The sequence below is a fragment of the Actinopolyspora mzabensis genome, assembly GCF_900101095.1.
Lineage (GTDB): Bacteria > Actinomycetota > Actinomycetes > Mycobacteriales > Pseudonocardiaceae > Actinopolyspora > Actinopolyspora mzabensis.
This window is the reverse complement of the sequence record NZ_FNFM01000008.1, coordinates 86,202-105,184: the sequence shown is the minus strand read 5'-3', so window position 1 is coordinate 105,184 and position 18,983 is coordinate 86,202. Positions and strand designations below refer to the sequence as shown.

22 protein-coding genes are annotated in these 18,983 nt (G+C 68.4%); 8 read left to right on the top strand and 14 right to left on the bottom strand.

The window, feature by feature from the left end; translation table 11 throughout:
- Positions 1-14: 14 nt before the first annotated feature.
- The 4 genes from BLR41_RS14480 to moaA all read right to left on the bottom strand — a co-directional run bounded on the left by BLR41_RS14480 (position 15) and on the right by moaA (position 4,069).
- Positions 15-758: a hypothetical protein gene (locus BLR41_RS14480; RefSeq protein WP_143013078.1), complete on the bottom strand. Its 744-nt coding sequence runs from the start codon at positions 756-758 to the stop codon at positions 15-17.
- A gap of 329 nt (positions 759-1,087) precedes the next feature.
- Positions 1,088-1,753, bottom strand: a complete 666-nt coding sequence (locus tag BLR41_RS23700) for a LysM peptidoglycan-binding domain-containing protein (protein WP_092628926.1) — start codon at positions 1,751-1,753, stop codon at positions 1,088-1,090.
- Positions 1,754-2,539: 786 nt separating this feature from the next.
- A complete protein-coding gene (locus BLR41_RS14470) occupies positions 2,540-2,887 on the bottom strand; it encodes a MoaD/ThiS family protein (protein ID WP_425426928.1) in 348 nt (115 codons plus the stop codon).
- A gap of 123 nt (positions 2,888-3,010) precedes the next feature.
- Positions 3,011-4,069: a GTP 3',8-cyclase MoaA gene (moaA, locus tag BLR41_RS14465; RefSeq protein ID WP_176797991.1), complete on the bottom strand. Its 1,059-nt coding sequence runs from the start codon at positions 4,067-4,069 to the stop codon at positions 3,011-3,013.
- 185 nt (positions 4,070-4,254) lie between these two features.
- On the opposite strand from moaA, the gene BLR41_RS14460 reads away from it, so the two are divergent.
- The 5 genes from BLR41_RS14460 (at position 4,255) to BLR41_RS14440 (ending at position 8,250) form a co-directional block, all read left to right on the top strand.
- Positions 4,255-4,659 carry a TOBE domain-containing protein gene (locus BLR41_RS14460; protein ID WP_092629214.1) on the top strand — a complete coding sequence of 135 codons (405 nt, stop codon included), beginning with the start codon at positions 4,255-4,257 and terminating at the stop codon, positions 4,657-4,659.
- Positions 4,656-5,420, top strand: coding sequence for a molybdate ABC transporter substrate-binding protein (gene modA, locus BLR41_RS14455; protein ID WP_092628925.1), 765 nt, complete (start codon positions 4,656-4,658; stop codon positions 5,418-5,420). The genes BLR41_RS14460 and modA overlap by 4 nt, the downstream gene beginning before the upstream one ends.
- 62 nt (positions 5,421-5,482) lie before the next feature.
- Positions 5,483-6,256 (top strand): ABC transporter permease, encoded by a 774-nt coding sequence (locus tag BLR41_RS14450; RefSeq protein ID WP_092629212.1) that lies wholly within the window; start codon positions 5,483-5,485, stop codon positions 6,254-6,256.
- A gap of 112 nt (positions 6,257-6,368) precedes the next feature.
- Complete coding sequence (locus BLR41_RS14445; RefSeq protein ID WP_342745382.1) at positions 6,369-7,451, top strand: sulfate/molybdate ABC transporter ATP-binding protein; 1,083 nt, start codon at positions 6,369-6,371, stop codon at positions 7,449-7,451.
- A 37-nt stretch (positions 7,452-7,488) separates the two neighbouring features.
- Positions 7,489-8,250, top strand: coding sequence for an HAD-IIA family hydrolase (locus BLR41_RS14440; protein WP_176798005.1), 762 nt, complete (start codon positions 7,489-7,491; stop codon positions 8,248-8,250).
- Positions 8,251-8,560: 310 nt separating this feature from the next.
- Here the strand turns inward: BLR41_RS14440 and BLR41_RS14435 are convergent, their stop codons facing one another.
- Together BLR41_RS14435 and BLR41_RS14430 are read right to left on the bottom strand one after the other, a co-directional pair.
- On the bottom strand, positions 8,561-8,962 hold the full coding sequence (locus BLR41_RS14435; RefSeq protein WP_092629210.1) for a YccF domain-containing protein: 402 nt from the start codon (positions 8,960-8,962) through the stop codon (positions 8,561-8,563).
- A gap of 128 nt (positions 8,963-9,090) precedes the next feature.
- Positions 9,091-9,870 (bottom strand): PhzF family phenazine biosynthesis protein, encoded by a 780-nt coding sequence (locus BLR41_RS14430; RefSeq protein WP_092629208.1) that lies wholly within the window; start codon positions 9,868-9,870, stop codon positions 9,091-9,093.
- A 144-nt stretch (positions 9,871-10,014) separates the two neighbouring features.
- Here BLR41_RS14430 and BLR41_RS14425 point away from each other — a divergent pair, with 144 nt between their 5' ends.
- Positions 10,015-11,667, top strand: coding sequence for an AMP-binding protein (locus BLR41_RS14425; RefSeq protein WP_092628921.1), 1,653 nt, complete (start codon positions 10,015-10,017; stop codon positions 11,665-11,667).
- Positions 11,668-11,758: 91 nt separating this feature from the next.
- Here the strand turns inward: BLR41_RS14425 and BLR41_RS14420 are convergent, their stop codons facing one another.
- The 5 genes from BLR41_RS14420 to BLR41_RS14400 form a co-directional block, all read right to left on the bottom strand.
- On the bottom strand, positions 11,759-12,001 hold the full coding sequence (locus BLR41_RS14420) for a hypothetical protein (RefSeq protein WP_092628919.1): 243 nt from the start codon (positions 11,999-12,001) through the stop codon (positions 11,759-11,761).
- A gap of 180 nt (positions 12,002-12,181) precedes the next feature.
- On the bottom strand, positions 12,182-12,388 hold the full coding sequence (locus tag BLR41_RS23865) for an alpha/beta hydrolase fold domain-containing protein (protein WP_092629206.1): 207 nt from the start codon (positions 12,386-12,388) through the stop codon (positions 12,182-12,184).
- Between the two features lie 203 nt (positions 12,389-12,591).
- The gene (locus BLR41_RS14410) at positions 12,592-13,272 is read right to left on the bottom strand and encodes an MmpS family transport accessory protein (RefSeq protein ID WP_245694232.1); all 681 of its coding nucleotides are present in this window, start codon (positions 13,270-13,272) and stop codon (positions 12,592-12,594) included.
- A 170-nt stretch (positions 13,273-13,442) separates the two neighbouring features.
- The gene (locus BLR41_RS14405) at positions 13,443-14,435 is read right to left on the bottom strand and encodes a R2-like ligand-binding oxidase (protein ID WP_092628916.1); all 993 of its coding nucleotides are present in this window, start codon (positions 14,433-14,435) and stop codon (positions 13,443-13,445) included.
- Positions 14,436-14,489: 54 nt separating this feature from the next.
- On the bottom strand, positions 14,490-14,708 hold the full coding sequence (locus BLR41_RS14400; protein WP_092628914.1) for a hypothetical protein: 219 nt from the start codon (positions 14,706-14,708) through the stop codon (positions 14,490-14,492).
- 475 nt (positions 14,709-15,183) lie between these two features.
- Here BLR41_RS14400 and BLR41_RS23860 point away from each other — a divergent pair, with 475 nt between their 5' ends.
- Complete coding sequence (locus tag BLR41_RS23860; protein WP_092628913.1) at positions 15,184-15,579, top strand: cold shock domain-containing protein; 396 nt, start codon at positions 15,184-15,186, stop codon at positions 15,577-15,579.
- Between the two features lie 69 nt (positions 15,580-15,648).
- On the opposite strand, the gene BLR41_RS14390 is transcribed toward BLR41_RS23860, so the two are convergent.
- Both BLR41_RS14390 and BLR41_RS14385 read right to left on the bottom strand, forming a co-directional pair.
- On the bottom strand, positions 15,649-16,143 hold the full coding sequence (locus tag BLR41_RS14390; RefSeq protein ID WP_092628912.1) for a DUF2771 family protein: 495 nt from the start codon (positions 16,141-16,143) through the stop codon (positions 15,649-15,651).
- Between the two features lie 218 nt (positions 16,144-16,361).
- Positions 16,362-17,150 carry a glutaminyl-peptide cyclotransferase gene (locus BLR41_RS14385; protein WP_092629204.1) on the bottom strand — a complete coding sequence of 263 codons (789 nt, stop codon included), beginning with the start codon at positions 17,148-17,150 and terminating at the stop codon, positions 16,362-16,364.
- Positions 17,151-17,354: 204 nt separating this feature from the next.
- On the opposite strand from BLR41_RS14385, the gene BLR41_RS14380 reads away from it, so the two are divergent.
- Positions 17,355-18,206, top strand: a complete 852-nt coding sequence (locus BLR41_RS14380; RefSeq protein WP_092628910.1) for a DUF3027 domain-containing protein — start codon at positions 17,355-17,357, stop codon at positions 18,204-18,206.
- 235 nt (positions 18,207-18,441) lie between these two features.
- Here BLR41_RS14380 and BLR41_RS14375 read toward each other — a convergent pair whose 3' ends face one another.
- Positions 18,442-18,822, bottom strand: coding sequence for a cupin domain-containing protein (locus BLR41_RS14375; protein ID WP_092628909.1), 381 nt, complete (start codon positions 18,820-18,822; stop codon positions 18,442-18,444).
- Positions 18,823-18,983 lie beyond the last annotated feature (161 nt).

The following is an 18,983-nucleotide window of genomic DNA, read 5'->3' as shown; positions in this document are numbered from 1 at the left end:
CATCGGGTAGCGACCTACACAACGTCGGGCCTTCCTCGCGAGAGCCGCACCGGAGAACCCGCGGCGGCGCCGGTGGCGAGGGTGGTCGGAGTTCGCCCTGCGAGGGTGCTCGGAGCTCGACCTGCGTCGAAGCGGCGCGGCGATTTCGCGAGAAATCGACGCCAGCCGGGACCGCACCGACCCATCGGCCCGCGGTTTCGCGAGAAATCGAGCCGCCCGCATGGGCTCACCGTCCTTGTTCGGTACTCGAACCGTCGCGGCGTCGCGCGCCGGGGAACGCTCCGATGATCGCTCGCACGAGCAGCACCAGTGCCAGCCCCAACAGTCCGCCGCTGACGTTGTCGAACCAGTCCTGCGTGCTTGCAGTGCCGAACGAACAGCGTGAACCCCTGACTGGCCTCCACCAGGGCGGGCAACAGCAGTATCACAGCCACGACAGCGGCCGTTTGCAACCGATCCCGTACGGCCAACCCGGCGCACACCCCGAACGGCAGCAGCACCAGCGAGTTCAACGAGCTCTGGGTCGGCATGGGCAGATCCAGCAGTCCCGAGCTGTCCGGCCAACCGAGTGGGCAGGCGAAGATCCGGCGCGCGGACAGGCCGAACTCAGGTCCGCTCTGCGGGGTGAGAGTCACCGCCGTCCCGGCGGCCAGTGCTGTCGTCGCGGCCAGGGTCGGGATCTTTCGCGTTCCGGCGGCTCGTGCGAGCCTGCCGTGCAGCGCACCCCCCAGTAGCGCCAGCACCACGAACACTGCCATCGAAGCGGGTGTAACCACCGCCCGGAGTACGGCTTCGAGCACTGCGTTCCCTTCGCTCGCCCCGGAACCATGATCCATTCTGGTGCCGCGGCCGAAAGGATGTCCAACCGCCTCCGAAGAGCCGTGTGAGCCAGTGAGGGGCCGTGCGACGGACAAGAACGGGGCCCCGCCGCTGGGGGAAGGCGACGAGGCCCCGAGCTTCGGTTGCCCGGCTTCCGCGCTCCCGGCTAAAGCCGGGCCGGTGCTCGCTCCCTCGATCCCGAGAACCGGTTCGCGTCCGGGCGCCGGGCTCCGCTGTGGAGCCCGGCCGTGTTTCGGCTACCGCGTCATCAGCGGATGTCGAGCTGCTGACCCGGGAAGATCAGGTCGGCGCTCTCCAGGACGTCGCTGTTGCGCTCGTAGATGTCCTGGTAGTTCACGCCGAACTGCTTGCCGATCTCGCTCAGCGTGTCGCCGGAGCGGACGGTGTAGTCGGCGCCGTTCGAACGCACCGTGGACTGCTGGGACTGCTGCCCGGAGTCCGACTCGGTCTCGGCGGGTTGCTCCTGCTTCGGGGCGGATTCCTGCGGCGCGGCTGCCTGTTCCTGGGCGGCGGAGTCCTCGGAGACGGTGCCCGCGCTGTCCGTGCTGCCGCTGACCCAGTTGGTCTTGGCGGTGCAGCCCGGCCAGGCACCGGGACCCTGCTGGGCCAGTACCTTCTTGGCGATGGCGATCTGCTCGGCACGGCTGGCCTGGTGGGCGTTCGGCGCGTACTGGTCACCGCCGAAGGCCGACCACGTCGAAGGGGTGAACTGCAGGCCGCCGTAGAAACCGTTTCCGGTGTTGATGTGCCAGTCCCCGCTGGATTCGCACTGGGCGAGTTCGTCCCAGTCCGCGGCACTGGCCGGAGCGGCCACCGCGAGCGGCGTGGCCACCACAGCACCCGCGACGGCCACCCGGGCAGCGTTGCGAGTGAAATTCGACGACTTACGATGCTTGCCCTTGTAACGAGCCATGTCCCTCTCTCCTGCCGCGCCTGCGGGATTTCCGGCGGCTCCGAAGAGAACCCGGATTCCGTGGAGCTTCGGGGGACTCCAGTGGTTTCCCGTCCCTGCCCGGTTTCGTTTCGTTCGGGGGTAGGAAGCCCGCCGGGCAGAGCTCGGCGCTGCGGACTTCCCGGTTTTTCGTTGTTCCGGCCGGTTCGGGGCCGACCGATGGGAACAGTACGTAATCGCGCGAGCGAACGGAAACTTAATGGAATGTGACGCTAGTCACAGTAACATGGTTTCGGGGTCACTCGATCAGGGGTATTTGTGCAGCGCACGGCGTTGTTATCAAGCCGTTTCCGAGTCGATATCGATCACTCGCGGTGAGGCCTGAGTCACCTTTGCAGACCCGGTTTCGATTCCACAGATCCAGTGTGGTAGGTCCACTCTGTCATTTTTTGTCGCCGTGTGGAAGGAAGTTGCGCGCCGGACGGTTCCGACACTCACAGCTGTTCGGTGGTCGCGAAGCGCGGTCGAAAACGGTTCATCGGGTGATCCCTCACCCGGTTGTGGAATGCGGAAGACGTGGCGTCGGAAACTCGGCGGTGAGATCCCGGTAAAATCACACAAAAGAGCTAGTCGGACACGCCGAGACATGGCCTCCGGCGTGTCGGTTCCACGTCGCTGTTGTCCCAGCCGGGGGCCCACTCGGGGATTACCAGTCAGGGGGTTCGCAGCCAGGGGGTTCGCAGGCTGTGCTCGACAGCCGCTGGTGCGAAGTCGAGGGGCGGGGGAGTCGGCACGATGCGGACCCGCTCAGCCGCCCGCGAACGGCGGCAACACGTCGAACTCGGCTCCGTCCGGAACCGGCACGGCCTCGTCCCGCACGGCCACCCCGTCGAGCAGGAAACCGCACGCTCGGACGACCCGGGCCAACGGTTCCTCGTGCGCCGCCAGCACGGCTCGGATCACGTCAGCCGCGGACACCGGCCTCGCAGCGGCGCTCGGGCTCACCCGCAGCGTCTCCTCCGCGATTCCGGCCGCCGCGCGCGCTCCCGCGAAGTACCGCACCCGCACCGCGACCGTCGCCGCCGCGGCGGAGCCCGCCGGCGGTGATTCCACGGGCTCCGGGGGGACGAGCTGTGCTTCTTGCCGGTCGTCCATCATCGGCCGGAAGTCCTTTCGGGATGCCGTATCGGCTCGTCGGATGCCCTGTCGACCCGGGTGTCCGGACGCGCGCCGGTCGGTGCCGCCCGGCCCATCGGGCGAGCAGCGCTTGGGAAAGTTCTAACCGCCGATCGAGCTCATCGGGCGGGAAGGCTGCGCGAAGCCCTCCTCGTCCATGCCGTGACCGGCGGCCTTGGCCCACATGGTCTCCCGCCACAGTCGGGCGAGTTCCTCGTTGTCGGCGCCCTCCCGCATGGGGTCACGCAGGTCGGTCTCGGTCTGCGAGAACAGGCAGGAGCGCAGCTGTCCGTCGGCCGTCAACCTGGTGCGGTCGCACGTGGCGCAGAACGGTCTGGTGACCGAGCCGATCACTCCGACCGTGGCGGGCCCACCGTCGACGAGCCAGCGTTCGGCCGGAGCCGAACCTCGTTCGGCGCTGTACGGGGTGAGGGTGAACTCCTCACCCAGCATCCGCAGGATCTCGTCCGCGGTGATCATCTCCTCGCGGTCCCAGCCGTGTTGTGGATCCAGCGGCATCTGTTCGATGAACCGCAGCTGATAGCCCCGTTCCAGGCAGAACCGTAGCAGATCGCACGCCTCGTGATCGTTGGTGTTCCGCAGCAGTACGGCGTTGACCTTCACCGGTTCCAGTCCGGAGTCCTTGGCCGCACGCAGTCCGTCCAGCACGTCGTCGAACCGGTCCCGGCGCGTCAGCCGGTGGAACGTCTCCCGATCCAGGGTGTCCAGCGAGATGTTCACCCGGTCCAGCCCGGCGGTGGCCAGCTGCTCGGCGAACCTGCCGAGGTTGATGCCGTTGGTGGTAAGCGAGGTCTTGGGAGCCTGCGGCAACTCGCTGGTGGCGGTGATGATGTCCACCAGGTCCTGCCGCAGCAACGGTTCACCACCCGTGAAGCGGACGTTGGTAACTCCGAGTTCGCGCACCGCGAGCTCGATGAGCCGGATCATCTCCCCGGTGTCGAGCATCTCGGACCGCTTCATCCACGGCAAACCCTCGGCGGGCATGCAGTAGGTGCAGCGCAGATTGCACTTGTCTATCAGGGACACCCGCAGGTCGGTCGCGATCCGTCCGAAGCGGTCGACCAGGTACGGCGTATCCGGACGCGCCGACGTGTCGATCGTCCGGCGGGCGACCGGGATGCCCAGGTCCACGGAAGTCACACCGCTCAGCGTAACCGCCAAGTCGGGGCGAATTCGATCGCACGAACCGGTTTTGTGCCGGTGGGCTCAATCGGTAAGGCCGCGGCCGCGCGGAGTTCGGAGAAAAACACGAAATTGTTTTAGATCCGTGGAAGCGGAACAAAACCGCTGGATCAAACCGCATTCACGAGTTTAACGTGTGTTTCGTGCCGCAATATCGTGTTTCCGAAGCAGCGGAACTGCTCGGGGTCAGCGACGACACCGTTCGACGTTGGGTCGACGCGCAGCAACTGCCCGCCGAGTCGGACGGTTCCGGGCGCCTGGTGGTGGAGGGCTCGGTGCTGGCCGAATTCGCCCGCGCCAGAGCCAGAGCCGCCCGCGACCCCTCCGGGATCGAGCGTTCCGCGCGCAACCGTTTCGTCGGGCTGGTCACCGAGGTCACCTCGGACACCGTCATGTCGCAGGTGGAGCTCCAGTGCGGCTCGCAGCGGGTGGTTTCGCTGTTGAGCACCGAAGCGGTGACCGATCTCGGGCTCCGCCCTGGAGTGCTGGCGGTGGCCGTGGTCAAGTCCACCGCCGTGGTGATCGAGACCCCCGGAGGTGGGCGATGAACCGCACGCCTCGCGGCGCGGCGCCGACGGCGGTGCTGGTGGTCCTGCTGTCCCTGCTCAGCGGCTGCGGCGCCGCCTCGGGCGAGCGGAACACCCTGACGGTGCTGGCCGCCGCGTCGCTGACCGAATCCTTCCGCGAGATCGGCGACGAGTTCTCGAAGCGCAACCCCGACGTCGACATCCGGTTCAACTTCCAGGGCTCCTCGCTGCTCGCGGAGCAGATCAGGCAGGGCAGCGGCGGCGACGTGTTCGCCTCCGCGAACACCGACATGATGAGCAAGGTGCGGCGGACCGGCGCGCTGGCGGGTGATCCCCGCACCTTCGCCACCAACCAACTGACCATAGTGGTTCCCCCGGGCAACCCGGCGGGAGTCGAGTCGTTCGCCGACCTCACCAACGCCGAAACCTCGCTCGTCGTCTGCGCCCCGCGGGTGCCGTGCGGTTCGGCGACCGAAGAGGTCGAATCCGTCTCCGGAGTGCGGCTCGACCCGGTCAGCGAGGAGAGCGACGTCAAGGACGTGCTGCACAAGGTCGTCGCGGGCGAGGCCGACGCCGGACTCGTCTACGTCACCGACGCGAGTTCCGCCGGTGACGAGGTGAAGGCGATCGACTTCCCGGCCTCCGACGAAGTGACCAACGAGTACCCGATCGCCCGCCTGGCCGCGGCGGAGCACCCGGAACTCGCGGGCCGGTTCGTCGAATTCGTACGCGGTGAGCGGGGACGGCGGATCCTCGGCGAGTACGGCTTCGGTGCACCGTGAGCGACTCGGTGGCACGACGTATCCGTCTTCCCGGCGCGCGGGGCGGGGAGCGGCCGGTGGGGGTGCCCCTGCCGCTGTGGTCGCCCGCCCTGCTGGCGCTGGCGCTGATCGTACTGCCGGTACTCGGCCTGTTCGCCCGAATCGACCCCGCTCGGCTGCCCGCCCTGCTCACCAGCCCGGCGGCGCTGACCGCGCTGGAGCTGTCGGTGCGTACCGCACTGATCGCGACCGTGCTGGCGCTGCTGCTCGGCGGGCCACTGGCCGTGGTGCTGGCACGTTCCCGCTTTCCCGGGCTGCGGCTCGTGCGCGGGTGCGTGCTGCTGCCGCTGGTGCTGCCGCCGGTGGTCGGTGGCCTGGCACTGCTCTACCTGCTGGGCCGCACCGGTCCCCTCGGCGAACTGCTGCGCGACTGGTTCGGACTGACCCTGCCGTACACCACCACCGCCGTGGTGCTGGCGCAGACCTTCGTCGCCATGCCGTTCCTGGTGGTGAGCCTGGAAGGAGCGCTGCGCGCGGCGGGAAGCGAGTACGAGCGGATCTCGGCCACCCTGGGGGCCGGGCCGTGGCTGACCTTCCGGCGCGTCACACTGCCCATGCTGCTTCCCCCACTGGGGTCCGGTCTGGTGCTGACCTTCGCACGTGCCCTCGGCGAGTTCGGGGCCACCATCACCTTCGCGGGAAGCCTGCGCGGCACCACCCGCACGCTGCCGCTGGCCATCTACACCGAAGCGCAGGCCGACGTGGATGCCGCCGTGGCGATGTCGCTGCTGCTGGTGGCCATCGCGCTGTTGGTCATCCTCGTCGCCCGACCGAAGGCGGTGGAAGGACGTGTCTGACCGTACCGACGGCCCTGACCGTGCTACCGACGGTTCCCGGCGTGCCGGGGAGGCCCCCGCGCCGTCCCAGGTCGACCCGCCCGAGGGGGGAGAAGCGGGCGAGCACGGCGGGCTGGCGGCCGAGGTTCGGCTGCGGCGCGGCGAGTTCACCCTCGAACTGTCCTGTGGGGTACCGCCCGGCGAAGTGCTGGCCGTGCTCGGCCCCAACGGGGCGGGCAAGTCCACGCTGCTGACCGCGCTGACCGGATCCGTCCGCCCGGAACACGGCAGGATCCGGCTCGCGAACCACACCTGGCTGGACACCCGACGTCGGATCGACGTCCCCACCCACCGCCGCGGCGTCGGGCTGCTCGCTCAGCGGGCGATGCTGTTCCCGCACCTCACGGCGCTGGACAACGTGGCATTCGGGATGCGCGCCTCCGGCGTCCGCACCAAACCGGCACGGCGCGCCGCACTGGAATGGCTGCGGCGAACCGAGACCGGCGATCTCGGCGACCGCAAACCGGCCGAGCTCTCCGGCGGACAGGCGCAGCGGGTCGCGCTGGCACGGGCACTGGCCGCCGACCCCGAGCTGTTGCTGCTCGACGAGCCGCTGTCCGCCCTGGACGTGGCGGCGGCCCCCGCCATGCGGGGACTGCTGCACCGGGTGCTGGGGCAGCAGCGACGGCCCTGCGTGCTCGTGACCCACGACGTGCTCGACGCGGTGGTGCTCGCCGACCAGGTCCTGGTGCTCGACCGGGGTGCCGTGGTCGAGCGGGGCAGCACCCAACGGGTGCTGTCCCGACCCAGGACCGCGTTCACCGCGCGGATCGCCGGTCTCAACCTGATCACCGGCACCGCCACCGGCGAGACCGTACGGACACCGCGGGGCAGGGCACTGCACGGCAGCGTGGTCGAACCGACCACCCCCGGTGAGCCCGCCGCCGCCGTGTTCTCCCCGAAAGCGGTGGCGGTCTACCCCTCGGTTCCCGAGGGGAGCCCGCGCAACGCGATCCCGGTGCGGGTGGTCGGTATGGAACCGCTCGGCGACGTGATCAGGCTTCGCGGCGAGACCGACTCGTACGGCCCGGAGGCCGCCCTGGCCGCCGACATCACCCCCGCCGCCGTCGCCGAGCTGGGACTGCGGATCGAAGACGAAGTTTTTTTCGCGGTCAAGGCCACCGAAGTGGCCATACACCCGGTTTCCGGTGGATGATCGAGGGGTGACTGAGATATCCCCCTGGACCTACCTGATGGACATGGACGGCGTGCTGGTGCACGAGGAACACATGGTTCCCGGTGCGAACGAGTTCCTCGCCGACCTGCACCAGCACGGGCTCCCCTTCATGGTGTTCACCAACAACTCCGTCTACACCAGGCGAGACCTGCGGGCGCGGCTGCAGCGCAGCGGGTTGGACGTGCCGGAGTCGTCGATCTGGACCTCCGCGCTGGCCACCGCGCAGTTCCTGGACCAGCAGCGCCCCGGCGGCTCGGCCTACGTGGTGGGCGAGTCCGGACTCACCACCGCGCTGCACGACATCGGCTACGTGCTCACCGACCGCGAGCCCGACTACGTGGTGCTCGGTGAGACCCGCACCTACAGCTTCGAGGCGATCACCAAGGCCATCCGACTCGTCGAGGGCGGTGCCCGGTTCATCGCGACCAATCCGGACGAGAAGGGCCCCAGCCGCGAGGGCACGCTGCCCGCCACGGGAGCGGTCGCCGCGCTCATCGAGCGAGTGACCGGGCGCGAGCCCTACTACATCGGCAAACCGAACCCGCTGATGATGCGTTCGGCACTGCGGGAGCTCAAGGCCCATTCGGAGAACACCCTGATGATCGGTGACCGGATGGACACCGATGTCCGCTCCGGACTGGAGTCGGGGTTGCAGACGATCCTGGTGCTGTCCGGAATCTCGGACCGCGACACCGCCGAGCACTTCCCGTACCGCCCCACCAAGGTCATCGACTCCGTGGCGGATCTGGCCGGGCGCGTGGCCAACCCCTTCGACTGATCCGGCTCCTTCGACTGATCGGGGACCGTTCGTCCTCGACCGGGCGCCTCGGACCGGCGCCTTCCGCCCGGGCGGGCGTGCGCGGCACGAGCCCGAGCGGGCACCCGCTCGGCACGCCGGAGGCCGCACGATGTCGCCCAGAGGAAGGCCACATTGCTCCGATGGAGGTCGCGGCGGTGCCGAACACCGGGGGTAGGTGTCGGCGCTGCCGCGCCGATCGGGCTCGTTCGACCTCTCCGAGGCTTTTCGACAACGCGAGGTGACCGCCGACTCGCCGACAGGTCGACCGGGAGTCGAGCGGGCCGCACCGTCACCGACGCGGCACCAGCGCGTGGGCGTCATCGGTGTCCACGATCCGCTTGCCGAACGGCACCAGCGAGACGGGGACGAGCTTGAAACTGGCGATGCCCAGCGGGATTCCGATGATCGTGAGGCACATCGCCACTCCCGTGGAGATGTGTCCCAGCGCCAGCCACCAGCCTGCCAGGATGATCCACAGCACGTTGCCGATCGCCGAGAACGCCCCCGAGTCGCGTTCGTCGACCAGTTGCCGCCCGAAGGGCCACAGCGCGAAGTTGGCCATCCGGAACGAGGCGATGCCGAACGGGATGCCGATGATCGTCACGCACAGCAGTATCCCGGCGAAGACGTAGCCGAGCGCCATCCAGAAGCCGCTGAGCACCAGCCAGACGATGTTGAGAAGCAGTCGCATGACACCACGATGCCAGCTCCCGGTGTGGGCCGGTTCGGGGAGAATCCCCCAGTTTTCCGGGGGAGTTCCGGTTTCGCGGTCGGTTCGCAGCGCAGCCGACCCTTCCGCCGTGTCGTCCCGCCGCGCCGTCACGCCGCGAGGGTTCCATCCAGCACGGTCACCGCCCGGCCTCCCAGCACCACCCGTCGCCCCTCCAGCCTGGCCCGCACCGTTCCACCGCGTGCCGATGCCTGTTCACCCACCAGCTCCGTGCGTCCCAGCCGCTCCGCCCACCACGGGGCCAGCGAGCAGTGGGCCGATCCGGTGACCGGATCCTCGGGCGCCCCCACGGCGGGGGCGAAGAACCTGCTGACGAAGTCCACCTCCGGTCGGTCGCTCGCGGCGGTGACGATCACGCCGCGCTCGGTGATTCGAAGTACTTCGGACAGGTCTGGGCGCAGCTCGCGCACCAGTCCCGCGTCGTCGAGGTGAACCAGCAGGTCGGTGTTGCTGCGGGCCACGGCGATCACCCGTTCGGGGGCGATGTCGCCGAGCGCGGCCACGACGGGGACGTCGACCGGTTCGTTCGGCCGCACGGGGAAGTCCATCTCCACCGTGCCGTCGGTGGTAGCTGTGCAGGTCAGCTCACCGCTGCGGGTGTTGAACCGCTGCGAACCGCCGAGCACGTGCGCCGCGGCGAGCGTGGCGTGCCCGCAGAGGTCCACTTCGGTGGTGGGGCTGAACCAGCGCAGTGGTTTCGCTGCGTGCTCGTCGCCCCCGGTGACCACGAACGCGGTCTCGCTCTGGTTGAACTCGGCCGCCACCGCCTGCATCCAGGCCGGATCGGCGGGTTCGTCGAGCAGCACGACCGCCGCCGGATTGCCGCCGAAGGGGGTGTCGGTGAAGGAGTCGACGAGGTAGCTCCGCATGATCAGCATTCTAGTGGCCGGTAGGAGCTCGTCGTCCAGGTTTTTCGACGTGCTCGGCACCGAAACCCCGTGACCCCTCGACGCCGTCGCGACAGTGCGCAATCATGCGGTTCCACTGCCCTGAACGGAGTATCGGAGGTAGCCGTGTCGCACACCGACCGCGCGGAACCCGCTGTTCCGACCACCAGCCCCAGCTATTCCTCGGGGACCTCCGATGCCCCGCTAATCGGCGAGACCATCGGTGCCAACCTGCTGCACACCGCGGAACGGTTCCCGGAACGGGACGCGATGGTCGAGTTCGCCACCGGACGTCGTTGGACCTACCGCGAGTTCGTCACCGAGGTGGACGCGCTCGCCATCGGTCTGCTGGAGAGCGGGCTGGTCAAGGGAGACCGGGTCGGCGTCTGGGCGCCGAACCGTGCCGAGTGGACACTGGTGCAGTACGCCACCGCGCGGATCGGCGCGATCCTGGTCAACATCAACCCCTCCTACCGGGCGCACGAGCTGGAGTACGTGCTCGGCCAGTCCGGGGTCCGCATGCTGATCTCGGCGGAACGGTTCAAGACCTCCGACTACGTGGACATGGTCGGACGGGTCCGCCCGAGTTGCCCCGATCTGGAGCGGGTGGTCTTCCTCGGAAGCCCGGAATGGGACGAGCTGTTCCGGTATCCGCTCGATCCCGCACGGCTGCGTCGCACCGAGGAGGAGCTGTCCGCCGACGACCCGATCAACATCCAGTACACCTCCGGAACGACCGGTTTCCCCAAGGGCGCGACGCTGTCGCACCACAACATCCTCAACAACGGTTTCTTCGTCGGCGAACTGTGCGGCTACACCGAGCGGGACCGGGTGGCGATCGTTCCGCCGTTCTACCACTGCTTCGGGATGGTCATGGGCAATCTGGCCTGCACCAGCCACGGTGCCGCCATGATCATTCCCTCCGAGGGATTCGACGCGCCCTCGGCGCTCGGTGCGGTTCAGGCCGAGCGCTGCACCTCGTTGTACGGCGTGCCGACGATGTTCATCGCCGAGCTGGATCTGCCCGACTTCGCGGAGTACGATCTCTCCTCGCTGCGTACCGGCATCATGGCGGGCTCGCCCTGCCCGGCGGAGGTGATGAAGCAGGTCATCGAGCGGATGGGGATGAGCGAGGTCGCCATCTGCTACGGGATGACGGAGACCTCGCCGGTGTCGGTGCAGACCAGGGCCGACGACTCGCTGCACCGGCGGGTCTCCACCGTGGGCAGGGTGGGGCCGCACCTGGAGGTCAAGATCGTCGATCCGGACACCGGACTGACCGTGCCGTGTGGCGAGTCGGGTGAGCTGTGCACGCGCGGATACTCGGTGATGCTCGGCTACTGGAACGAGCCGGACAAGACCGCCGAGGTGATCGACTCCGCACGCTGGATGCACACCGGCGATCTGGCCGTGATGGACGAGTACGGCTACGTCAGCGTCACCGGCCGCATCAAGGACATGATCATCCGGGGCGGTGAGAACATCTATCCCCGCGAGGTGGAGGAGTTCCTGTACACGCATCCGGACATCTTGGACGCCCAGGTGATCGGAGTGCCGGACGAGCGCTACGGCGAGGAGCTGATGGTCTGGGTCCGGCTGCGGGAGGGCGCAGAGGAACTCACCCCCGAGGCGCTGCGGGAGTTCTGCACCGGAGAACTGGCGCACTACAAGATTCCGCGCTACGTGCGGGTGGTCGACGAGTTCCCCATGACGGTGACCGGCAAGGTCCGCAAGGTCGAGATGCGGGAGCGGGCGAAGGAGATGCTCGGGCTCGGTTGAGTCGGCGGTGACCGGTGTGGCCCCGGTGGTTACCGGTGCGGGCAACGTGCCGGTGCGCCGGGGTCACCCCGCCAGGGCTAAGCGTCATCAGCTACTTCCGACCAGATGACTCGGTACTTCGCCAGCAGCCGTCCACCCGCAGCCCCGAATCGGTTTCCCGGTGAACGCCGTGCTCGTCCCTGCGCCGGAGCAAGCCGTCCTCGGTGACTTCCCACAGTGCGCCCCGGAATTCCCGTTCGAACGCTGTGCGGTCCTCGCCTTCGAGGACTTCCCGGAAGACCTTGGCATCGCGGTGCACGCTGTCCTGGATCTTCCAATCGCCGCTGTCGACCACGCTTTCTCCCTCACCGGAAACCGCCCAGCAGGTACTCCGCTCGCGACGGGAAGACGAGTGGGCGGCAACGCTCTCGTGCCGGCAACCAGAGTGCCGTGGCGTCGAGCCGCGGTCCACGACCCGCGCGCTCTGTCAGACGAACGAGCTACGAAATCCGGCGAAGTCACGCATGCCGAGTGACTACCACCGCACACTTCGGACGGTCGACCGAGACGACCGTGGTTCCCCGGAAGCGGTCCAGACGAGCCCGGGGTAGCAGTCCTCGATCGTTGCCGGGGCCGGATATTCGGGAACCAGCCGGTACTCCACGGAGAGGGCCACTGCGTCCGGCTCCTCGACCCGGTCGAGAACGGTTTCCAATCCGACGAAGCGGTCGCCGATGACCATTCCGACGTCGTGAGTGTGGTGGAAGGCCGGACCACCAGGCTTGTGGCCGGACCATCGGCGATTTCGCGAGAAATCGACGGACCGACGGGTCGTTTCGGTGCGCCCGGCGCGGTTGCCTCGGGTGTCCTTCGACCGGTCGAAGGACACCCGAGGCACGAGATCGGCTCATCTCGTAGACGGCCGGCGCGCTCGGATGACCTCGCTCAGAATCCGGTGTTGCCGTTGCAGGTGACCACCGCGTACTGACCGTTGCTGGTGTTCTCGGCCAGGACCTCGCCGTCGACGGTGATCTTGCAGGTGATGTCGCCGCCGCTCTGTCCGTTCTGCGCGGACAGCGAGTAGAACTGCACGTTGTCGGCTTCCCCGGTCTCCTTGCTCCAGGGCAGTTCGGCGTTGGTCTGCTGACTCGTCTGGGTGCCCTTGCCGTAGGTGATCGAGCTCGCGCCTCCCGAGCCCGTGACCTCGTAGATCACCTTGCCCGAGCCGGCAGCGTCCTGGCCGTCGCCGGAGGACTGCCCCTGCCCGTCGGAGCTCGCGCTCGACGAGGGCGCCGCCTGCTCCTGAGTGCTCTGTCCCGGGCCGCTGTTCATCTCGTCGAGTTGATCGTTGACCGCGTTGGTGAAGCTGACGAAGACGACGATCGAAACGATGAACGCGGCCACCCCCAGTGCCAGTCCGATGTAGCTCATCACCAGGTTGGTGGCAGCGCCCTTGTGGCCGCGCACCACGCCGATGATCCCGAAGATGATCGCCAGTGCCCCCAGGATGAAGCCGAAGAAACCGATGACCGGGATCCACGCCAGCAGGATTCCGATTATCGCCAGCACCAGAGCGGTGATCCCCATGCCGTTCTTCGGGGCAGCCTGTCCCGGCTGCTGATACATCTGTGCAACCTCTCTGTCGATTACGGACAGCGTGCCGGTGCACGCTGTCCGCGACATCGTCGCCGAGAGCGAGATCGTTTCGGGGGGTCGGTAACGAAACGGCTACGACCGGCCCCGGCTGTCGGACCGTCGATTTCGCGCGAAATCGACGAAACGGGCCCCGGTCGGCGTCACGAACCGTTCGCCTCGCCCGGGGCGATCCGCTCCAGCACCGCGGCGTCCTCCGCGCCGAACTGCTCCTCCAACCGTTCCGGGGCGGCGTCCACGTCGATGCTCGCCACGTCGACCCCCCGTGCCGCCGAGATCGCACCAAGTCGCCTGCCCGCTCGGTCGGAGGCGTAGGCGGAGAGTTCGTCGAGGTCGAGACCGAACGGTTCCTGGTCGCCCGCCCAGTCGGGGCGCCACTGGATCTGCTCGACCGCGTAGGGCAACAGCTCGTCCATCCGCTGCTGCACGAGCTCCCAGTTGCGCTCGTCCGCTGCCACGTGTCGGCGGCAGGTGAACGTTCCCCAGGCCATGTGACGGCGTTCGTCGTCGCCGATCCGGCGGATCAGTTCCCGCATGCCGGGCAGGATGTCGCGTTCCTTGCAGATCTTGTTCCAGGCGTAGTAGCCGGTCAGCGCCAGTGTTCCCTCCACGACGTGGTTGTAGGTAACCGAGGCGCGCACCTGGTTGGCCGGGCTCGGGTCCCGGTGCAGCGTGTTCAGCGACTCCGGCAGGGCCTCGTAGAAGATCGCACGGTAACCCGGGTTCTCCGCCACGTACGGATGCAGGTCCTCGGTGAGGCCGACGGCGTCCAGCCAGAGTCTGAACCCCTGGGTGTGCTTGCTCTCCTCGAAGGCGAACTGCGTGAGGTAGATCTCGTCGGCGAACCGTCCCTCGGAGCCCATCGCCGAGATGAACGGCTGCAGATCCTCGGTGACCGCCTCCTCGCCCGCGATGAACTGGGCGCAGAGCAGCGCTACCCCCTGCTGTTCCTGCTCGGTGAGTTCTCGGAAGTCGGCGGCGTCGCGACTGAAGTCGATCTCGGCCGGGTTCCAGAACTTCGCGTTGCCCTTGTCGAACAGCCGCAGTGGTAACGCGTCCCAGTTGACGCCACCCGCGCGCAGCGAGTGGAAGTCGGTGCGCTGTGCCGGGTTTCGGTCCGCCGCGGTGCTGCTCATGGTTTCACCTTCACGAGTTGTGACGAGGGCAACACCGAGTATTTTCGATACGCGTCAGTTTCGCGTCAAGGATCTCCGGGTGCCCCGCACCAACAGCGAGACCAGCGCGACCCCCAGGCCCAGCGGACACAGCATCGCGCACGCGTTGAGCCACCAGGGCAGATCACCGTAGCCCGCGGCCCACAGTCCGAAGATCACCAGGATGACCGCCAGTCCGGCACAGAACATCCCCACTGCCACCGGTATCACGACGCCGCGTGCGGGTGCTGTCATGCGACCAGCCTATTGAAGCTCCTCGCGCGCCCTCGGCCGGTCCCCGCTCACCGAGTGGCCGCAACCGAGGGCCCGCAACCGAGGGGCCGCAACCGAGGGCCCGCAACCGAGGGGCCGAGCCGGCCGAGGGGCGTTTCGTGGTGGGGCTGTCCACCGGTTTCGGCTACGCGGGGTGCCGGGGAACTCCACGGCGTGAGGTCGCCGATCGGGCGCCACGCAGCCTGTGGCGTTGTCGTGCGCTCAGGGGCAGGTACGCTTGAATTCGACGCGTCCTGGAACGCAATCGCCGCAACAGGCTCGCAGTGGCCGTGAGGAGGTGGCGTATCCGGGGCGCGTTCGTCGTGCCGGAGCAGTTTCCGATCGGCGCCGACGCTCAGTGGCAACAATCGAATGTAGGTAACAACGTTTCCCGGAACCGCGCGGTAGCAGTGCCGCATGGCCGGGAACACGTATCTGACAGGGAACGGTGAGGACTGTGCCGACCGGCAGGGTCAAGTGGTACGACGCGAACAAGGGCTTCGGCTTCGTGACCCAGGACGGTGGGGAGGACGTGTACGTGCGGGCCTCCGCGCTGCCGTCCGGGGTTGAGGCGCTCAAGACGGGGCAACGGGTCGACTTCGACCTGGCCCAGGGCCGCCGTGGTCCCCAGGCGCTCCGGGTGCAACTGCTCGATCCGCCCCCCTCGGTGGTGGAAGCCCGTCGACGCCCCGCCGACGAGTTGCACGGCATGGTCGACGACATGATCAAGCTGCTCGAAGCCAGTGTGCTGCCCGAGCTCGACAAGGGGCGTTACCCGGACAAGAAGGTGGCCAAGCGGGTCGGTGGGGTCGTGCGTGCCGTGGCCCGCGAGCTCGATCCGGGCGGCTCCTGAAAGCTCCTGCCCCCGCACGGCATCCGATGCGAGACGGTCACGGTGAGGCGACGGGCCCGGGCATCGCGCTCAGCTCGTTATCGGTTCCTGTTCTCGTGAGTTACCCACCACCCAGGTTCCGCCGATGACGAACTGCAGTTGACCGGTCTGGTTGACACTCACCGTGCCGTACCGCTGCACCTCCACCCGGTCCAGCCGTGCCCCGTCCTCGGGCAGTCTGAGGGTGTACGCGTGTTGCTTGTCCTCGCCGCTCATAACGCCGCTGCGGCCTCGCAACCGCTCCCCGGAGTCACTCAGGTAGGTGAACACCACCTGCCACGGCGCGGAGGAGACCTCGTCGGGAACCGAGATCTGCAGCGGATAGCCGGCGGGCATCGGCAGCTCACCAGCGGCCTCCGGCTCCGGCTCGCTGCACTCTCTGGCGAGCCGTTCGCAGTACTGCACCGGCGATACCCGTACGGACTCGCCGTGCGAGTAGAACGTCACGCCCGGTTCGTCCGGTGCGGCACAGCCCGCCAGTAACAAGGGGGTCAGCAAGAGCAGTGCTGTCAGTCCTCGGCGCACGCCGCTGACCTTACGACCCCCCCGGCACGCTCCGCCCGGCCCGGTCCCCGCCGCGCGCTTCGGTCCCCGCCGCGCGCTTCGGTCCCCGCCGCGCGCTTCGGTCCCCGCCGCGCGCTTCGGTCCCCGCCGCGCACTTCGGTCCCGCCGGGCATCTGGGTCCGGTCGCGCACGGCGCGTCCGCGGCCCTCCGCCCCGGGGCGAGCGCTCGGCACACGAGGTCACTCCACCGGCACGAAGCGGACCCGGAACATCTTCGGCCAGTTCTTGCCGGTGAGCAGGAACCGCCCCGACTCCTCCGTGGCCGCTATCCCGTTGAGCACGCCGGCCCTGTCGGCCTGCTCGGTGGTGAGCAGGCCGCTCGCGTCCACCACGGCGGTCACCCGGCCGGTGTTCGGGTCGATACGCACTATCCTGTCCGTGCGCCAGACGTTGGCCCACACCGAGCCGTCCACGCACTCCAGTTCGTTCAGCTCCGTCACCGGCTCGCCGCCCAGCCGCACCGACACGCTGCCGCGCTCGGCGAACGAATCCGGATCACGGAAGGTCAGCTCGTCCGTGCCGTCGCTCATCACCAGCCTGTCCGCGAAGGAGCACAGCCCCCAGCCCTCTCCCCGGTAATCGACGCGACGGATCTCACCGAGATCGGTACGATCGCGCAGTATCGCCGTCCCGGACTTCCAGGTCAGCTGCCAGACGCGGTCCTCCGTGAGGGTGATGCCCTCGCCGAAGAACCGGTCCGGCAGTCGGACCCGGGCCGACTCGCGCCCGGTTGTCAAGCTTTTCGCGCGCAGAACCGATTCACCGCGTTTACCGGTGCTTTCGTAGAGTGTCCCCGAGTCAATTTCCAGACCCTGGGTGAACAAGGACGGATCATGCGGCAGAACGTGGATCACATCGGCACGCAGGTGTGGCACGCTGCCCACGTGCCACAAGCCCTGTTCGCTCTCCTCGCGGCCCTGGTAGCCGTGCTGTTCTGGTTGCTGCGGCGTTCCGCATCGAGAAATCATCAGGATCACCAGCGGAACGAGGCATACCAGCAGCAGCCTGCCGGTTCGACTCCGGCGTCCTCCGGCACGGATTCCCCTCTCGCGGAGGGGGAGCCGTCGGTGAGGTCCGATTCGAGTCCGCCTGCTCCGAATTCGCACCCCGAAAGCGTGGCACGCCCGGATACACCGCAAAACACGTGCGGCACAATCGGAAGTGTGACGCCTATGCCTGCTCCGATCAGCGACGTCGAGACGGCGTCCGCGCCAAGCACCGCTGCCGGGGGCGAGCGGCGACCCGATCCGAAACTCGCCGGGGCGGTGGAGACCGCGCGTTCCGCCGCCGAGGAGGAGGCCGTAATCGGCACCGACCCCACCGGCTCACCGGTCCTCGTCATGGAGACGAACGGGGAGGCCGTCGGGGAGCACGTCGGTGTCGAGTACGAGTCCGAGCACGCGGCCACGCACTACTTCGAGACGACGTACCAGGGCTACGTCGGCTGGCGGTGGGCGGTGACCGTGGCCACCTCCGGCCCCGACGACCCGGTGACGGTCAGCGAGGTGGTGTTACTGCCCGGGCCGGAGGCACTGGTGGCTCCGGAGTGGCTGCCGTGGAGCGAACGGATCCGCCCCGGAGACCTGGGGGCGGGGGATCTGCTGCCCAGCGGGCAGGACGATCCCAGGCTCGTGGAGGGCACCCTGCCCGGCGACGACGATCCGGTGACGGAACTCGCCTACGAGGTGGGTGGCGGCAGGCAACGGGTGCTCAGCAGAGAGGGGCGACTCGACGCGGCCGAGCGCTGGGAGTCCGGTGAGTTCGGCCCCGACACCGAGACCGCCCGGCTGGCACCCGGCCCCTGCGGCAGTTGCGGCTTCTTCCTGCCACTGGCCGGATCCATGCGAGCGGCTTTCGGGGTGTGTGCCAACTCGGTCTCGCCCGCCGACGGGCGTGTCGTACACGTGGAGTTCGGCTGCGGAGCTCATTCCGAGGGCGAAGTGGACACCTCCTCCACCATTCCGGTGGCAGAGGTGGTCTACGACGACACGTCCCTCGACTTCGAGTCCCGGGACGCGAAGTGAGGACCGGCCCGCGAGCGCGAACCGGCCCGGCGGGGCCCTTTCCGCGGTGAACCCCTCGGTGGACCGCCGCGGTGAACCCCGCAGTGGGCCGCTCGGACCCCGGTGAGTGTCCCTCGCGGGCTTCGCCGCCGAACGGCGGAAGAGCGCACCAGCGCAGCGCGCCGTCCCGATGTCCGGGGCGGCGCGCTCGTTCCGCCGGTGGAGGCCCTCGGCGATTTCCGAGGGCCTCGGCTCGTCAGTGCGCCGCTCGCAGCGCCGCCGAATCCACCGCGTAGGTGGCGACATCGGCGAAGTCCAGGATCGTGACGATCTCCTCCCCCACGGTCCAGGCGTCGTGGCCCGGTTCGATGTGGACCACCTCGCCCGCCTTGACCACTCCGTAGGGGCCGTCGTTCATGGCCACGTGCAGGTTTCCGGTGAGCAGGTAGGCCACATGTCGTTGCTGACAGGTCTCGGTCCCCGCCAGTGGTGCCACGTCCCGCGACCAATGCCAGCCGGGTTCGAGTACGAACCTTCCGACGGCGGAACCGTGCAGGTCGAACAGTTCCAGCCTGCCGTGCGGGAACTCGCGGACCTCGGTGGGATCCGCGAACGACATCGATACCAGTGATTGCATGCTCGTCCCCCTGACTGATGTTCTCCGGCCGGATGTTCTCCGGCACCGGGTGCCGAGCCGCGCGTCCCACTCCTCGCTGGTTGCCCCGCGAGTGAGCCCGGGTGGAGTCCCCACCTCGCCGCGGGACGTTCGGATCCGTCCAGGTGGAGTCGGCCGCGGCG

Bases quoted from the DNA above. Each gene is read 5' to 3' on its own strand.
- BLR41_RS14435 (WP_092629210.1), bottom strand. From the start codon at position 8,962: ATGCGACTGCTTCTCAACATCGTCTGGCTGGTGCTCAGCGGCTTCTGG.
- BLR41_RS14405 (WP_092628916.1), bottom strand. From the start codon at position 14,435: ATGAGCAGCACCGCGGCGGACCGAAACCCGGCACAGCGCACCGACTTC.
- BLR41_RS14440 (WP_176798005.1), top strand. From the start codon at position 7,489: ATGGACATGGACGGCGTGCTGGTGCACGAGGAACACATGGTTCCCGGT.
- BLR41_RS14480 (WP_143013078.1), bottom strand. From the start codon at position 758: ATGGCAGTGTTCGTGGTGCTGGCGCTACTGGGGGGTGCGCTGCACGGC.
- BLR41_RS14410 (WP_245694232.1), bottom strand. From the start codon at position 13,272: ATGTATCAGCAGCCGGGACAGGCTGCCCCGAAGAACGGCATGGGGATC.
- BLR41_RS14385 (WP_092629204.1), bottom strand. From the start codon at position 17,150: ATGATTTCTCGATGCGGAACGCCGCAGCAACCAGAACAGCACGGCTAC.
- BLR41_RS23865 (WP_092629206.1), bottom strand. From the start codon at position 12,388: ATGGTCATCGGCGACCGCTTCGTCGGATTGGAAACCGTTCTCGACCGG.
- BLR41_RS14380 (WP_092628910.1), top strand. From the start codon at position 17,355: ATGCCTGCTCCGATCAGCGACGTCGAGACGGCGTCCGCGCCAAGCACC.
- BLR41_RS14400 (WP_092628914.1), bottom strand. From the start codon at position 14,708: ATGACAGCACCCGCACGCGGCGTCGTGATACCGGTGGCAGTGGGGATG.
- modA (WP_092628925.1), top strand. From the start codon at position 4,656: ATGAACCGCACGCCTCGCGGCGCGGCGCCGACGGCGGTGCTGGTGGTC.
- BLR41_RS23700 (WP_092628926.1), bottom strand. From the start codon at position 1,753: ATGGCTCGTTACAAGGGCAAGCATCGTAAGTCGTCGAATTTCACTCGC.
- BLR41_RS14470 (WP_425426928.1), bottom strand. From the start codon at position 2,887: ATGGACGACCGGCAAGAAGCACAGCTCGTCCCCCCGGAGCCCGTGGAA.
- BLR41_RS14375 (WP_092628909.1), bottom strand. From the start codon at position 18,822: ATGCAATCACTGGTATCGATGTCGTTCGCGGATCCCACCGAGGTCCGC.
- BLR41_RS14430 (WP_092629208.1), bottom strand. From the start codon at position 9,870: ATGCGGAGCTACCTCGTCGACTCCTTCACCGACACCCCCTTCGGCGGC.